This window comes from Methyloversatilis discipulorum, assembly GCF_000385375.1.
GTDB lineage: Bacteria > Pseudomonadota > Gammaproteobacteria > Burkholderiales > Rhodocyclaceae > Methyloversatilis > Methyloversatilis discipulorum_A.
In genome coordinates this window covers 3,975,628-3,989,318 of record NZ_ARVV01000001.1, presented here as the reverse complement: position 1 = coordinate 3,989,318, position 13,691 = coordinate 3,975,628, and the positions used below count along the sequence as shown (strand labels likewise).

17 protein-coding genes are annotated in these 13,691 nt (G+C 65.8%); 3 read left to right on the top strand and 14 right to left on the bottom strand.

What is annotated here, in order from left to right:
- Positions 1-18 precede the first annotated feature (18 nt).
- Complete coding sequence (locus tag METRZ18153_RS0118535; RefSeq protein ID WP_020166150.1) at positions 19-654, bottom strand: protein-methionine-sulfoxide reductase heme-binding subunit MsrQ; 636 nt, start codon at positions 652-654, stop codon at positions 19-21.
- A gap of 2 nt (positions 655-656) precedes the next feature.
- Positions 657-1,613 (bottom strand): protein-methionine-sulfoxide reductase catalytic subunit MsrP, encoded by a 957-nt coding sequence (gene msrP / locus METRZ18153_RS0118530; protein WP_020166149.1) that lies wholly within the window; start codon positions 1,611-1,613, stop codon positions 657-659.
- Positions 1,614-1,680: 67 nt separating this feature from the next.
- Between msrP and METRZ18153_RS0118525 the strand changes: the two genes are divergently transcribed.
- Entirely contained in the window at positions 1,681-2,493 is an 813-nt protein-coding gene (locus tag METRZ18153_RS0118525) for a ferritin-like domain-containing protein (protein ID WP_020166148.1), read from the top strand.
- On the opposite strand, the gene METRZ18153_RS0118520 is transcribed toward METRZ18153_RS0118525, so the two are convergent.
- A complete protein-coding gene (locus tag METRZ18153_RS0118520) occupies positions 2,472-3,122 on the bottom strand; it encodes a c-type cytochrome (RefSeq protein ID WP_020166147.1) in 651 nt (216 codons plus the stop codon). The genes METRZ18153_RS0118525 and METRZ18153_RS0118520 overlap by 22 nt on opposite strands.
- Positions 3,123-3,230: 108 nt before the next feature.
- Here METRZ18153_RS0118520 and yihA point away from each other — a divergent pair, with 108 nt between their 5' ends.
- The gene (gene yihA, locus METRZ18153_RS0118515; RefSeq protein ID WP_020166146.1) at positions 3,231-3,857 is read left to right on the top strand and encodes a ribosome biogenesis GTP-binding protein YihA/YsxC; all 627 of its coding nucleotides are present in this window, start codon (positions 3,231-3,233) and stop codon (positions 3,855-3,857) included.
- 233 nt (positions 3,858-4,090) lie between these two features.
- Positions 4,091-5,098 carry a porphobilinogen synthase gene (gene hemB, locus METRZ18153_RS0118510; protein ID WP_232416090.1) on the top strand — a complete coding sequence of 336 codons (1,008 nt, stop codon included), beginning with the start codon at positions 4,091-4,093 and terminating at the stop codon, positions 5,096-5,098.
- On the opposite strand, the gene METRZ18153_RS0118505 is transcribed toward hemB, so the two are convergent.
- From METRZ18153_RS0118505 to METRZ18153_RS0118455, 11 genes are all read right to left on the bottom strand, one after another.
- Positions 5,085-5,684, bottom strand: a complete 600-nt coding sequence (locus METRZ18153_RS0118505) for an HAD-IA family hydrolase (protein ID WP_232416119.1) — start codon at positions 5,682-5,684, stop codon at positions 5,085-5,087. The two genes, hemB and METRZ18153_RS0118505, sit on opposite strands and share 14 nt — an antisense overlap.
- A 131-nt stretch (positions 5,685-5,815) precedes the next feature.
- Positions 5,816-6,718 carry an acetylglutamate kinase gene (gene argB, locus METRZ18153_RS0118500; protein ID WP_019916408.1) on the bottom strand — a complete coding sequence of 301 codons (903 nt, stop codon included), beginning with the start codon at positions 6,716-6,718 and terminating at the stop codon, positions 5,816-5,818.
- Positions 6,719-6,827: 109 nt separating this feature from the next.
- The gene (locus METRZ18153_RS0118495) at positions 6,828-7,250 is read right to left on the bottom strand and encodes an Hsp20/alpha crystallin family protein (protein WP_020166143.1); all 423 of its coding nucleotides are present in this window, start codon (positions 7,248-7,250) and stop codon (positions 6,828-6,830) included.
- A gap of 69 nt (positions 7,251-7,319) precedes the next feature.
- Complete coding sequence (gene nudB / locus METRZ18153_RS0118490) at positions 7,320-7,769, bottom strand: dihydroneopterin triphosphate diphosphatase (RefSeq protein ID WP_020166142.1); 450 nt, start codon at positions 7,767-7,769, stop codon at positions 7,320-7,322.
- Positions 7,766-8,221 carry a barstar family protein gene (locus tag METRZ18153_RS0118485; RefSeq protein WP_232416089.1) on the bottom strand — a complete coding sequence of 152 codons (456 nt, stop codon included), beginning with the start codon at positions 8,219-8,221 and terminating at the stop codon, positions 7,766-7,768. The genes nudB and METRZ18153_RS0118485 overlap by 4 nt, the downstream gene beginning before the upstream one ends.
- 3 nt (positions 8,222-8,224) lie before the next feature.
- Positions 8,225-8,605 carry a guanyl-specific ribonuclease gene (locus METRZ18153_RS0118480; protein ID WP_020166140.1) on the bottom strand — a complete coding sequence of 127 codons (381 nt, stop codon included), beginning with the start codon at positions 8,603-8,605 and terminating at the stop codon, positions 8,225-8,227.
- 7 nt (positions 8,606-8,612) lie between these two features.
- Positions 8,613-10,406, bottom strand: a complete 1,794-nt coding sequence (gene aspS / locus METRZ18153_RS0118475) for an aspartate--tRNA ligase (protein ID WP_020166139.1) — start codon at positions 10,404-10,406, stop codon at positions 8,613-8,615.
- Positions 10,407-10,445: 39 nt separating this feature from the next.
- Entirely contained in the window at positions 10,446-11,075 is a 630-nt protein-coding gene (locus METRZ18153_RS0118470) for a DUF502 domain-containing protein (protein ID WP_020166138.1), read from the bottom strand.
- Complete coding sequence (locus METRZ18153_RS0118465; protein ID WP_020166137.1) at positions 11,075-11,377, bottom strand: FmdB family zinc ribbon protein; 303 nt, start codon at positions 11,375-11,377, stop codon at positions 11,075-11,077. Before METRZ18153_RS0118465 ends, METRZ18153_RS0118470 begins: the two co-directional genes overlap by 1 nt.
- 166 nt (positions 11,378-11,543) lie before the next feature.
- Positions 11,544-12,401 carry a prepilin peptidase gene (locus METRZ18153_RS0118460; protein ID WP_020166136.1) on the bottom strand — a complete coding sequence of 286 codons (858 nt, stop codon included), beginning with the start codon at positions 12,399-12,401 and terminating at the stop codon, positions 11,544-11,546.
- A gap of 10 nt (positions 12,402-12,411) precedes the next feature.
- Positions 12,412-13,644 carry a type II secretion system F family protein gene (locus tag METRZ18153_RS0118455; RefSeq protein WP_020166135.1) on the bottom strand — a complete coding sequence of 411 codons (1,233 nt, stop codon included), beginning with the start codon at positions 13,642-13,644 and terminating at the stop codon, positions 12,412-12,414.
- Between the last annotated feature and the right edge of the window lie 47 nt (positions 13,645-13,691).

Sequence of the window (13,691 nt, the reverse complement as noted above, 5' to 3'; positions counted from 1 at the left end):
GACCGGTGTGCATCCGCCTCAGGCGGCCTGCGCTTCGAGCGTGCGCCGCATGCGGCGGCCGTGCCACAGGCGCAGCGCGAACAGCGTGGCCAGCACGAAGGCGTATGTGATGGGTTCGGTCAGGTCCTTCTTCACCAGCCACCAGTAATGCGCGACACCGAGCACGCCGACCGCGTAGACGGCGCGGTGCAGGCGCTGCCAGCTGCGGCCGCCGAGGCGACGGATCATGCCGTTGGTCGAGGTGATCGCCAGCGGCAGCATGAGCACGAAGGCGGCGAACCCGAGCGTGACGAAGGGGCGCTTGACGATGTCCGCGACGATGCCTGGCCAGTCGAAGAACTGGTCAAGCCAGACATAGGTGGCGAGGTGCAGACTGCCGTAGAAGAAGGCGTACAGGCCCAGTGTGCGGCGCAGCCGCACCAGCCAGTGCCAGCCGGTGAGCTGGCGCAGCGGCGTCACCGCCAGCGTCAGCAGCAACAGGCGCAGCGTCCAGTCGCCGGTGGCGCGCGTGATGTGCTCGATAGGATTGGCGCCCAGTGCATCACGCAGACCGCCCGCCACCAGCAGCATCAGCGGCAGCAGGCAGGCCGCCCAGACCGCGCGCCAGATCCAGGCAAACTGCACGCGGTCGGGGCTGAAGGCGCGCTCGCGCATCGTCAGAACTGCTTCTTCAGATCCATGCCGGCGTACAGCGACGCGACCTGCTCGCCGTAGCCGTTGAACATGAGCGTCTTGCGCTTGGTGAATTCGCCGATGCGCCGCTCGCGTGCCTGGCTCCAGCGCGGGTGATCGACTTCCGGATTCACGTTCGAATAGAAGCCGTATTCGCGGGCGGCGGCACGGGTCCAGGAACTGACCGGCTCCTTGTCGGTGAAGCGGATCTTCACGATCGATTTCGCGCTCTTGAAGCCGTACTTCCACGGCACCACAAGGCGCATCGGTGCGCCGTTCTGGTTCGGCAGCACTTCGCCGTACAGGCCGACCGCCAGCAGCGTCAGCGGGTGCATGGCCTCGTCGATGCGCAGCCCTTCGACATAGGGCCAGTCGAGCACGGCGCTGCGCACGCCGGGCATGGTTTTCGGATCGGCCAGCGTGGTGAATTCGACGTACTTCGCGCCACCGAGCGGCTCGACCTGCTTCAGCAGCGCCGACAGCGGCAGGCCGACCCAGGGCACGACCATGGACCACGCCTCGACGCAGCGCAGCCGGTAGATGCGCTCTTCCAGCGGCGCCAGCTTCAGCACGTCCTCGATCGCCAGCGTCTTCGGCTTCTGCACCATGCCTTCGATGCTCACCGTCCACGGCCGGGTCGACATGCGGTGCGCGTTGCGCGACGGGTCGCTCTTGTCGGTGCCGAATTCGTAGAAATTGCAGTAGCTGGTGATGTCCTTGTAGTCGTTCAGCTTCTCGTCGGTCGACAGCGGGCTTTTCAGCAGCGGACCCAGCGACTGGCCGCCGTAGCCGGCGGCGCGCGCCTCGCCCGACAGGCCGGCACCGAGCAGCGCGGCGCCGACGCCGAGACCGGCGGCGCGGATGAAGTCGCGGCGGCTGTCGAACAGCGCACGCGGGGTGATTTCGGACGGCACGATGTCCGTCTGGCGTTTGATCAGCATGGGTACACTCCTGGCTTCATGTCTGTGCAGACCGTGTCAGGTCGCCAGACCTTACCGAAGACCGCAAATGAGCAGAAAGATTTTCGACGCACTGCACGATGCGCTGATGTGTGCCGACCCCGACGACAAATGTGCGCAGGTGGCGAGCCTGTGGCGCGACTGGCAGGCCGGCGCCGTGTTCGACCGGGCGGCAGCCCCGCCGCACGCCGTCGACGACGCTGGCCGGCCGACCCGGCCCGAACTGGTCGAACCGTCGGCACTGCGTTCGCGCCGCATCGGCAGTCGCGAAGGCCACGGCGCGATGATCCATGCCATCTGCCACATCGAATTCACCGCCATCAATCTGGCGCTCGACGCTGCCTGGCGCTTCCGTGAAATGCCGGACGACTATCTGGGCGACTGGCTGCGTGTCGCCGCCGACGAGGCGCGCCACTTCGGTCTGCTGCGTACCCACTTGCGCACGCTGGGCTACGACTATGGCGACTTTCCGGCGCACGCCGGTCTGTGGGACATGGCGCGCCGCACCGCGCACGATGTGCTGGTGCGCATGGCGCTGGTGCCGCGCGTGCTCGAAGCGCGCGGGCTGGACGCCACGCCGCCCATCATGGCCAAGCTGCGCGCGATCGGCGATCAGGCGGCGCTGGATATCCTGGACATCGTGCTGAGCGATGAAATCACCCACGTGGCGGTCGGTGACCGCTGGTTCCGTCACCTGTGCGCGCAGCGCGGACTGGCGCCGGAGGCGACCTTCCTGCGCTTGTTCAACGAGTTCGATGCGCCGCGGCTGCAGCCGCCGGTCAACGAAAAAGCCCGCCTGGCGGCGGGCTTTTCGGAGAGCGAGATCGAAACGCTGGCGAATCAGCGCAGGCCGGCTGCGTAGTCGGCCACCGCCTTGATTTCGGCGTCGGTCATCTTCACCGCGATCATGCGCATCATCTTGGCCGGGTCGTTGGCGCGTTCGCCGACGCGGAAGGTCTTCAGCTGCGCTTCGGTGTAGTCGGCGTGCTGACCGGCGATGCGCGGGTACTGAGCCGGCAGGCCGGCGCCGGCCGGGCCGTGACAGCCGGCACAGGCGGGCAGACCCTTGCTCTGGTCGCCACCGCGCCACAGCTTCTGACCCAGTTCGATGCTTTCACGCGAGCCCTTGGCTTCGCCACCGCTCGGCTTCTGGCCGGCGTAGTAGGCAGCGAGGTTGCGCATGTCCTGTTCGGACAGACCGGCCACCATGCCAGCCATCACGCCGTTGACGCGCTCGGCCGGCTTGCCGTCCTTGGCCTTGAAGTTCATCAGCTGCTTGTACAGGTATTCCGGGTGCTGGCCGGCGAGCTTAGGATTGGCCGGGATGGCACTGTTGCCATCGGCGCCATGACAGGCCGCACACACCTGGGTGGCGATGGTCTTGCCCGCGGCTGCGTCGGCCTTCGGGGCTGCTTTTTCTTCGGAGGCCAGCGCGCTGGCCGAAACGAGGGTCAGGGACAGGGCGAAACCAAGAGCGTTGAGGTGGCGCATGACTTTCCTTGAGCGGTGATGCCGGGCAAAGGTCCGGGAAAATTTCGGTGATACGCTAAACTCCTCATTTTACCGTGTTTTCCCGGGCGCGCATTGCGCGATTCTGATTTGTCCTCTCTCTTCCGCGGCGCCTCCTTCCATATCTCCGTTGCCAAGCCCTCGGGCCTGCCAGCGCCCATCGGCCCGGAGATCGCTTTCGCCGGGCGTTCGAACGCCGGCAAGTCCAGCGCCATCAACACGCTGGTCGGTCACACGCGGCTGGCCTTCGTCAGCAAGACGCCGGGGCGCACCCAGCTGATCAATTATTTCAAGCTGGTCAAGGGCGGCTTCCTGGTCGATCTGCCGGGCTACGGCTTCGCCCAGGTACCGGTCGAGGTGCGCCGCGCCTGGGCGGGGCTGATCGAGCGTTACCTGAAGGAGCGCGAGAGCCTGGTCGGGCTGGTGCTCATCATGGATTCCCGTCACCCGCTGACCGAACTCGACTGGAACATGATCCAGTGGTTCTCGCAGAGCGGAAAGCCGATGCACGTGCTGCTGACCAAGGCCGACAAGCTCACGCGCAGCGCACAGGCGGCCACGCTGGCCGACGTGCGTCGCCAGCTTTCGGGCATGGGTGAGCAGGTAACGGTGCAACTGTTCTCCAGCCTGAAGAAGACCGGCGTCGACGAGGTCGAGAAAGCAGTCGCGCCATGGCTGAGCGCGGCGCTGCCACCGCCGGACACGTCCGCCGCCTGAAAAAAGAAAAAGCCCACGGCTAAAGGGGATGAAGCCGTGGGCTCGAAACGCCTCGCACGCAAGGCACCCGCTCAGGGAGGTGAAGCGGGTGACGGCTCGCACCGTCGCACGCTCTGACCGGGGCCTCTTTTTCAAAGTTCCGCTCGCTTCGTGCGCTAATTGAGTCGGCTGCGGATCGAGCGGGAGGGTGCCGCGTACTATTATCGCGGCTTCCGTTTTCGCAGGTCCAGACGATGTCCTCTTCCGCCAGCCACTTCCCCTCGACCCGCATGCGCCGCATGCGCCGCGACGACTTTTCGCGCCGCCTGATGCGCGAGAACCGCCTCAGCGCCGACGACCTCATCTATCCGGTGTTCGTACTCGACGGCCCGAGCCGCAGCGAAGCGGTGGCGTCGATGCCGGGCGTCAACCGGGTCAGTATCGATCTGCTCCTCGGCGTGGCCGAGCAGGCGGTGGCGCTGGGCGTGCCGGCGCTGGCGCTGTTCCCGGTCATCGACGCCGGTCTGAAGACCGACGATGCGGCCGAAGCGTGGAACCCGGAAGGTCTGGTGCCGCGCACCGTGCGTGCGCTGAAGCAGCGCTTTCCCGAACTGGGCGTGATCACCGACGTCGCGCTCGACCCCTACACCTCACATGGCCAGGACGGCCTGATCGACGCGTCCGGCTATGTCATGAACGACGAAACGCTCGAGGCGCTGGCCAGACAGGCGCTGTGCCACGCCCTGGCCGGCGCCGACGTGGTGGCGCCGTCCGACATGATGGACGGGCGGGTCGGCCGCATCCGCTTCGAACTGGACGCGCACCGGTTGATTCACACCCGCATCCTCGCCTATTCGGCGAAGTACGCGTCGGCCTTCTACGGCCCCTTCCGCGACGCCGTCGGTTCGGCTGGCAACCTTGGCAAGGGCAACAAGTACACCTACCAGATGGACCCGGCGAACAGCGACGAGGCGATCCGCGAAGTGACGCTCGACATCGCCGAGGGGGCCGACATGGTGATGGTGAAGCCAGGTATGCCCTATCTCGACATCGTGCGTCGGGTGAAGGCCGAACTGGGGGTGCCGACCTACGCCTACCAGGTCAGCGGCGAGTACGCGATGCTGAAGGCGGCGGTCGCCAACGGCTGGCTGGACGAACGCGCCACCGCGATGGAGGCCTTGCTTGCCTTCAAGCGCGCCGGCGCCGACGGCATCCTCACCTATTACGCGCTGGACGCGGCGCGCTGGCTCAAAGAAGCCTGAGCGCGCGTCGCAGCTGCAGCGCCGAACTCAGCCGCAGATCGACGTAGCCGTGATGGGCGGCATCGCGACTGATCCACACCGTGCGCATGCCCAGCTGCTTGGCGGTGCGCAGATTGGTCGCCGTGTCTTCGACCATGATGCAGCGTGAAGCGGTGAGCCGGTAGTCGCGCAGCAGGTGCAGGAAGCCGGCCAGGCGCGGTTTGGGCGCGTAGCGCGAGTGCTCTATCGCGTGGATGCCGTCGAACAGCGCGCTCATGCCCATCACGTCGAGCACCGCCTCGGCGTAGTGCAGCGGACCGTTGGTGAACACGATCTTGCGGCCGGGCAGGCGGCGCAGCACGTGCAGCAGCGCGCGATCGAACACGATGCCGGGCCGCAGCGCCTCGACGTCGTGCGTACCGTGCAGGAAGTGTGCGGGGCGGGTGCCGTGATGACGCATCAGGCCGAGCAGCGTGGCGCCGTAGCGGTGCCAGTAGTGCACGCGCAGGCGGTCTGCCTCGGCATGCTCCAGCCCCAGCTCCGTCATCAGCCAGGCGGTCATCGCCCGGTTCAGGTGCGGAAAGACGTGCGGATTGGCGTCGTGCAGCGTGTTGTCCAGATCGAAGATCCAGACCGGCTGCCTGCCGGCGTCCAGGCGTCGCGCGTGAATCGGGTCAGGGCTGATGTCTTACGCCTTCCGGGGGACGGGCCGGGCGTCGCCCGGCCCAGGGGGCGGGTTCACTTGCTCTTGATCAGCGTGCCGACGCCGTCGTCGGTCAGCACTTCGAGCAGCAGCGCGTTCGGCACGCGACCGTCGATGATGTGCACGCTCTTCACGCCGCTGCGGGCAGCGTCCAGCGCCGAGCCGATCTTCGGCAGCATGCCGCCGGACAGCGTGCCGTCGGCGATCATGGCGTCGACGTCGCGCGGCGTGATGCCGGTCAGCAGATTGCCTTCCTTGTCGAGCACGCCCGGCGTATTGGTGAGCAGCACGAGCTTTTCCGCCTTCAGGATTTCCGCCAGCTTGCCGGCGACCACGTCGGCGTTGATGTTATAGCTTTCGCCGTCTGGGCCGACGCCGATCGGCGCGATCACCGGGATGAAGTCGCCGCTGTCGAGGAAGTTGATGATGGTCGGGTCGATCGACACGATGTCGCCGACCAGGCCGATGTCGAGCATTTCGTCCGGCTTGTCCTTGTTCGGCATCATCAGCTTGGTGGCGCGGATGAAGGAGCCGTCCTGACCGGTCAGGCCCACGGCCTTGCCGCCAGCCTGGTTGATCAGGTTCACGATGTCCTTGTTCACATGACCGCCGAGCACCATTTCGACGATGTCCATGGTCTCTTCGTCGGTGACGCGCATGCCCTGGATGAAGGTGCCCTGCTTGCCGACGCGCTTGAGCAGGTCGTCGATCTGCGGGCCGCCGCCATGCACCACCACCGGGTTCATGCCGACCAGCTTGAGCAGCGTCACGTCGCGTGCGAAGCCCAGTTTCAGCGCCGGGTCGGTCATCGCGTTGCCGCCGTATTTCACGACGATGGTGCGGTCCTGGAAGCGGCGGATATAGGGCAGCGCCTCGGACAGCACCGCGGCCTTGGCGTGCGGCGTGATACCGGAGGTGAGGTCAGAGGTCAGAGGCATTTTCCGGGCTCGGGCGAGGTGTGAGGATGAGGCCGGATTCTAGCCTTGCACCGCACAAACAAAAAGCGGACACCGGCAGGGCGTCCGCTTTTTCCGGAGTGCGAACGGCTTACTGGATGGTGAGCTTCTTCGAGGCGGCGACAACCTTCTTCGGCAGTGTCAGTTCCAGCACGCCGTCGGCGAAACGGGCCTGCGCCCTGGCTTCGTCGATGTCCTGGCCGAGCTGGAAGCTGCGCGACACCTTGCCGTAGTGGCGCTCGGAACGCAGCACACGCTCGCCCTCCTTGTTCTCCACCGTGCGCTTCTTTTCGGCGCTGATCGACACCACCGACCCTTCGATGTTCACGTGGATGTCGTCCTTCGCCACGCCCGGCAGGTCGGCGTGCACGGTGTAGGCGTCCTTGTCTTCCTTCACGTCGACCTTGAGCGCCGGCACGTCGGGGTTGTTGGCGAGGTCGACCGGTTGCAGCACGAGGCCGCGAAAGTCCTTGAACAGGTTCTCAAAAGGATCCCAGCGGGTCACTTGATTCATCGTTTCGTCCTTTCCATGTCGGGTGCGGGTATCCGCGTACACCCAAACTAGGGTTGGAAAAAACCGATTTCAAGGCCGCCTGTTCAGGCGCTTGCGCTGGGTCAACATCCGTATCGCATCGCGGTTGGTCCACGAAAACACCGCGTCGAGTGCCTCGCGCCAGGGCAGCCAGCGCCAGTCGCGGTGCTCGTCCGGCGCCAGCCGGATCGGCGTGTCGCGCGGGACGCAGAGGCTGAAGGCGTGCTCGGTATTGTGGGTGACACCGGCCGGATAGCGATGGCGCCAGATTGGATAGATTTCGAAGCGGCTGCTGTGGTGCCAGCGGTCGAAAGCCTCGGCCGGCGCGACGATGCCGGTCTCTTCCTCGACTTCGCGCTGTGCTGCCTGTTCCGGCGTTTCGCTGGCTTCGATGCTGCCTGTGACCGACTGCCAGTAGCCCGGGTGCTTCGCCCGCTCGATCAGCAGGATGTCGCCGCCGTCGCTGTGGATCAGCACCAGGACCGACTGCGGCCGCTTCATGCGCTGGCCATGAATGGGCGGGCGCGCGTGTGCGGCTGGTCGATCAGCACCCAGAACGGGGTGCCGCGGCTGCGCCACTCGTCGGCGGCGTCGTTCAGCACGGCGACCAGCGCGTCGAAATCGTCCTTGCAGCGCTCGACCGGCTTGGCGCAGTTGCTCAGATGCAGCAGGTAGCCACCGCTGGCCGGCAACCACGACAGATCGCCGAGGCAGTCGCCGAGTGCGTCGAGGTTGTGGCCGAAAGTGTCGGGGAAGCCCATCGTCTCTGCGAACAGCTGCAGCAGCGACGCCTGGTCACGGCTGTCCTTCAGGTCGAGGCCGATCAGCAGCAGGCCGGCCGGTTCGGCAAAGCGCGCGGCGCGCGCGGCGGCGGTCGGCTGCGCGGAAAAGACGCCGCTGCGGGCGGCGTCGCCCAGTCGGGCCTGCATCGAATCAGGGGGCAATGCGGACATCGTTCATTCCTTGATGCGGCGGAAGCTGCGGTAGTGATCCGCCGTGTACCAGTATTCGCCCGAACTGCGGACGTCGCCGTCGGCGCCGCTGCCAGCGACGATGCGACGGGCGCCGCGGTGGTTCAGGCCGGGCGTGGGCACCGTGTATTCGCGGTAATAGCCGCGCTTCTGCATTGGCAGACGGCGTTCGCGATTGTGGAACACGACGCCGTCACGGTTGTACGGGAAGGGCCCGCCCTGACGGATCAGCGCCAGCGTCTGCGCCGCTTCAGGCGGCAGTTGCGCCAGCTCCACCTCGGGCGAGGCGAAACCGGTCAGCAACAGCCACAGGGCCAGAATCGGCGCCAGCAGTGGCGCCGGGAGCCGGCGGGTCAGGCGGGTCATCACGGGCTCAGGCGCCGGCGTCGGCCTTCGGCGCGTTGCGCAGCTTGATGTGCAGCTCGCGCAGCTGGCGCTCGTCCACCGGGCTCGGCGCCTGGGTCAGCAGACACTGGGCGCGCTGGGTCTTGGGGAAGGCGATCACGTCACGGATCGACTCGGCGCCGGTCATCATCGTGACGATGCGGTCCAGACCGAAAGCGAGGCCACCATGCGGCGGCGCGCCGTACTTCAGCGCGTCGAGCAGGAAGCCGAACTTGAGCTGCTGTTCTTCCGGACCGATGTTGAGCGCCTCGAACACGGTTTCCTGCACGTCGGCACGGTGGATACGCACCGAGCCACCGCCGATTTCCCAGCCGTTCAGCGCCAGGTCGTAGGCCTTGGCCAGGCACTTGCCCGGATCGGTCTTCAGCAGCGCGATGTGCTCGTCCTTCGGGCTGGTAAAGGGGTGATGGCAGGCGTTCCAGCGCTTCTCGTCCTCGTCGTACTCGAACATCGGGAAGTCGACCACCCACAGCGGACGCCAGGCGTCTCCGGTGACATAACCCTTCTCGTGGCCGATCTTCAGGCGCAGCGCGCCGAGCGCGTCCGACACCACCTTGGCCTTGTCCGAACCAAAGAAGATCACGTCGCCGCTCTGCGCGCCGGTACGGGCCATGATCGCGGCCAGCGATTCCGGGCTCAGGTTCTTGACGATGGGCGACTGCAGGCCTTCCTCGTTCAGCTTGGTCACGTCATTGACCTTGATGTAGGCCAGGCCCTTGGCGCCGTAGATCTTGACGAACTCGGTGTAGCCGTCGATCTCGCCACGCGACAGCGATGCACCGCCGGGCACGCGCAGCGCGGTGACGCGGCAGGCGGGGTCGTTGGCCGGACCGGAGAACACCTTGAACGCGACATCCTTGACCGCGTCGGCGACGTCTACCAGTTCCAGCGTCACGCGCAGGTCCGGCTTGTCCGAACCGAAGCGGCTCATCGCCTCGGCGTAGGTCATGCGCGGGAAGGGCGCGGGCAGGTCGACCGACAGCGCTTCCTTGAAGACATAGCGGATCATGTCTTCCATCATCGCGGTGATTTCGTGCTCGGTCAGGAAGCTGGTTTCGATATCGACCTGGGTGAATTCCGGCTGGCGGTCGGCGCGCAGATCCTCGTCGCGGAAGCACTTGGTGATCTGGTAGTAACGGTCGTAGCCGGCCACCATCAGCAGCTGCTTGAACAGCTGCGGCGACTGCGGCAGCGCGAAGAACTGGCCGTCGTGCACACGGCTGGGCACCAGGTAGTCGCGCGCGCCTTCCGGCGTGCTCTTGGTCAGCATCGGCGTTTCGATGTCGATGAAGCCCTTGCCGTCGAGGAAGCGGCGGAAGGCCATCGCCGTCTTGTAGCGCAGCATCATGTTCTTCTGCATCGCCGGGCGACGCAGATCGATCACGCGGTGGGTCAGGCGCACGGTTTCCGACAGGTTGTCGTCGTCCAGCGGGAAGGGCGGCGTGACCGAGGCGTTCAGTACTTCGACTTCATGGGCCAGCACTTCGATCTCGCCGGACACCAGGTTGGCGTTGGTCGTGCCTTCCGGGCGACGGCGCACGCGGCCGGTCACCTTCAGGCAGAACTCGTTGCGCACCGACTCCGCCACGGCAAAGGTTTCCGCGCGGTCCGGGTCGCACACCACCTGCACCAGACCTTCGCGGTCGCGCAGGTCGATGAAGATGACGCCGCCGTGGTCGCGACGACGGTGAGCCCAGCCGAACAGCGTTACGGTCTGGTCGAGATAGCCCGCGTCGAGCAGGCCGCAGTATTGCGTGCGCATGGTGTGATTCCGGGAAAGTGCGGGGTCGGAAACCCCGGTTCAGTTGTCGAGTGCGGGCACGGCGGCCGCATGCGGTTTCGGTTTTCTGGCCGGCGGGACGACGCCCATCGACACGATGTACTTGAGCGCTTCATCAACCGTCATGTCGAGCTCGATCACCTCGCTGCGCGGCAGCATCAGGAAGAAGCCCGAGGTCGGATTGGGCGTGGTCGGCACGTAGACGCTGACGTGGTCGGGCAGGTGATTGACCACGTCTCCGCCCGGCTGGCCGGTCAGGAAGGCAATGGTCCAGCTCCCCTGGCGCGGGTACTGGACCAGCAGCGCCTTGCGGAAAGCTTCGCCGGAGCTGGAGAACAGCGTATCCGACACCTGCTTGACGCCGTTGTAGATCGACTTCACGACCGGGATGCGCGACAGCAGGCCTTCCCAGTAACGCAGCAGGCGCTGGCCGATGATGTTGTGGCCGATGACGCCGCTGACCACGATGATGAGCACGGTCAGGATGACGCCCAGGCCCGGCACGTCGAAGCCGAACAGCTGTGCCGGCCGCCACTGCCAGGGCACCAGCAGCATGGTCTGGTCCAGCGTGCCCAGTATCCAGGCCAGCACCCAGATCGTGATGGCCAGAGGAATCCAGATCAGCAGCCCGGTGATGAAGTAACGCTTCATCAATGGCAGGCGCAGGAGCCGCCACAGGGGGTCGAGGGCGCGGCAGCACTGTCGCCTGAAGACGAGGACGCGCTCGATGCGGACGTGTCCGCCTTCGGCGTGGTGGTGCTGCCCGAGCCGCCGCCCTTGAAATCGGTGGCGTACCAGCCGCTGCCCTTGAGCTGGAAGCCGGCTGCGGACAGTTGCTTGGTGAAGGTCGATGCGCCGCAGGACGGGCAATCAGTCAGCGGTGCGGCGCTGATCTTCTGCATCACGTCCTTTTCAAAACCGCAGGACGAGCAGCGGTAACCGTAGATCGGCATGTCGAGCTCCAGAAAACGCGAAATTATAGACTAAGGCATTGTTGCACATGCACATTTCGCGCCAGGAAATCGCCAGCCCCACGCGTGGCGGGAGCGGGTGCGCGAAATGGACGCTGCGCTGGAGAAATGGGGCGCCCGTTCTGGGGATTCAAGCCCCGGCAGATGCCTACATCAGCCCCAGATAGGTGCGGTTGATCGTGGTGCCGAAGAACAGCGCGATCACGCCGGCGGCGGCCAGATAGGGCCCGAACGGAATCGGTACGTCGCGGCCATGCGAGCGCAGCACGATCAGTGCGATGCCGACCACGGCGCCGACCAGCGACGACAGCAGGATGATCACGGGCAGCATCTGCCAGCCGAGAAAGGCACCGAGCGCGGCCAGCAGCTTGAAGTCGCCGTAACCCATGCCCTCCTTGCCGGTGGCCAGCTTGAACGCCCAGTAGACGCTCCACAGCACCAGATAGCCGGCGATGGCGCCGACGACCGCCGACTGCAGATCGGTGAAGCCGCCGAGCAGGTTGAGCAGCAGTCCGGCCCAGATCAGCGGCAGCGTGATGCTGTCCGGCAGCAACTGGGTATCGAGGTCGATGAAGGTGAGTGCGATCAGCGCCCACACCAGGGCCAGTGCGCCGATCAGCAGCAATGTTGGTCCGAATGTCCAGGCACAGGCCAGGCTCAGCAGCCCGGTGAGCAGTTCGACCAGCGGATAGCGGACGCCGATGCCGGTGCCGCAGCCCCTGCACCGGCCGCGCAGCATCAGCCATGACAGCACCGGAATGTTCTCCAGCGCACCGATGCCGTGGCCGCACTTGGGGCAGCGCGAACGCGGCGCCAGCAGCGACAGCGCGTCGAACTCCGGCGCCGGTTCGCCGCGCAGGTCGGCGCACTGCGCCGCCCACTCCCGCTCCATCATGATGGGCAGGCGGTGAATCACCACGTTCAGGAAGCTGCCGACGGCCAGCCCGAGCAGGCCGACCAGCGGCAGCAGCAGGCCGCTTTCGGCCAGCGATTCGAGTCCGCTCACGATTCGGATTTCAGACCGACTGGGCGACCTTGAAGATCGGCAGGTACATGGCGACCACCAGACCGCCGATCAGCGTGCCGAGCACCACCATGATGATGGGTTCGAGCAGGCTGGACAACGCATCGACCGAGTCATCGACTTCCTGTTCGAAGAAGTCGGCAACCTTGGACAGCATCGAATCGAGCTGGCCGGACTCTTCACCGATGGAGGCCATCTGGATCACCATGACCGGGAACACATTGGTGTTCTGCATCGCGACGGTCAGGCTGGTGCCGGTGCTGACCTCGTTCTGGATCTGCCGCGTGGCCATCTTGTAGATGTGGTTGCCGGCCGCGCCGCCGACCGAATCGAGCGCCTCGACCAGCGGCACGCCCGCCGCAAACATCGTCGACAAGGTGCGTGCCCAACGGGCAATGGTTGCCTTGCGCAGGATTTCGCCAAGGACCGGCAGTTTGAGCGACAGACGGTCCACGGCGATCTGCAGCGGTACCGATCGCTTCAGCATGTAGAAGAATGCGCTGATCGCCGCGAAAGCGCCGCCGAAGATGAGCCACGAGTACTCGACGAAGGCGTCCGATATCGCGATGACGAACAGCGTCGGCGCCGGCAGATCGGCGCCGAAGCTCGAGAACACCTTCTTGAACTCCGGAATGACGAAAATCATGATCACCGCAGTGATCACGATGGCCACCACGATGACCGCGATCGGGTAGAACATCGCCGACTTGATCTTGCCCTTGATCGCCAGGATCTTCTCGCGATACGTGGCGAGGCGATCGAGCAGGCCGTCGAGAATACCGGCCTGCTCACCTGCGGCAACGAGGTTGCAGAACAGCTGGTCGAAATGCTGCGGATACTTGCGGAAAGCCTGGTTCAGGCTCGAGCCGGACTCGACTTCGAGCCGGATGTCGCCGAGCAGCTTCGATACCGCCCGGTTGCCGGCGCCCTTGCCGACGATGTCGAAGGCCTGCAGCAGCGGCACACCGGCCTTCATCATCGTCGCCAGTTGCCGCGTGAACAGCGTGATGTCCTTTTCGGTCACCTTGCCGCCGCGGCCGAAGCTGCGTTTCTTGACCTTGGTGACCAGGATGCCCTGGCGACGCAGCGTGGCCTGGACCATGGCTTCGCCACCGGCACGCATCTCTCCGCGCACCAGCTTGCCGCTCTTGTCCTTGCCTTCCCAATTGAAGACCGTTTCCTTGGAACCGCTGTCCTTGCGTACGGGGCGGGTTGCGGTGGCCAAATCAAGCTCCTTGCGGGATAAGTCCGCTCATGCGGCGACGCCGCGCG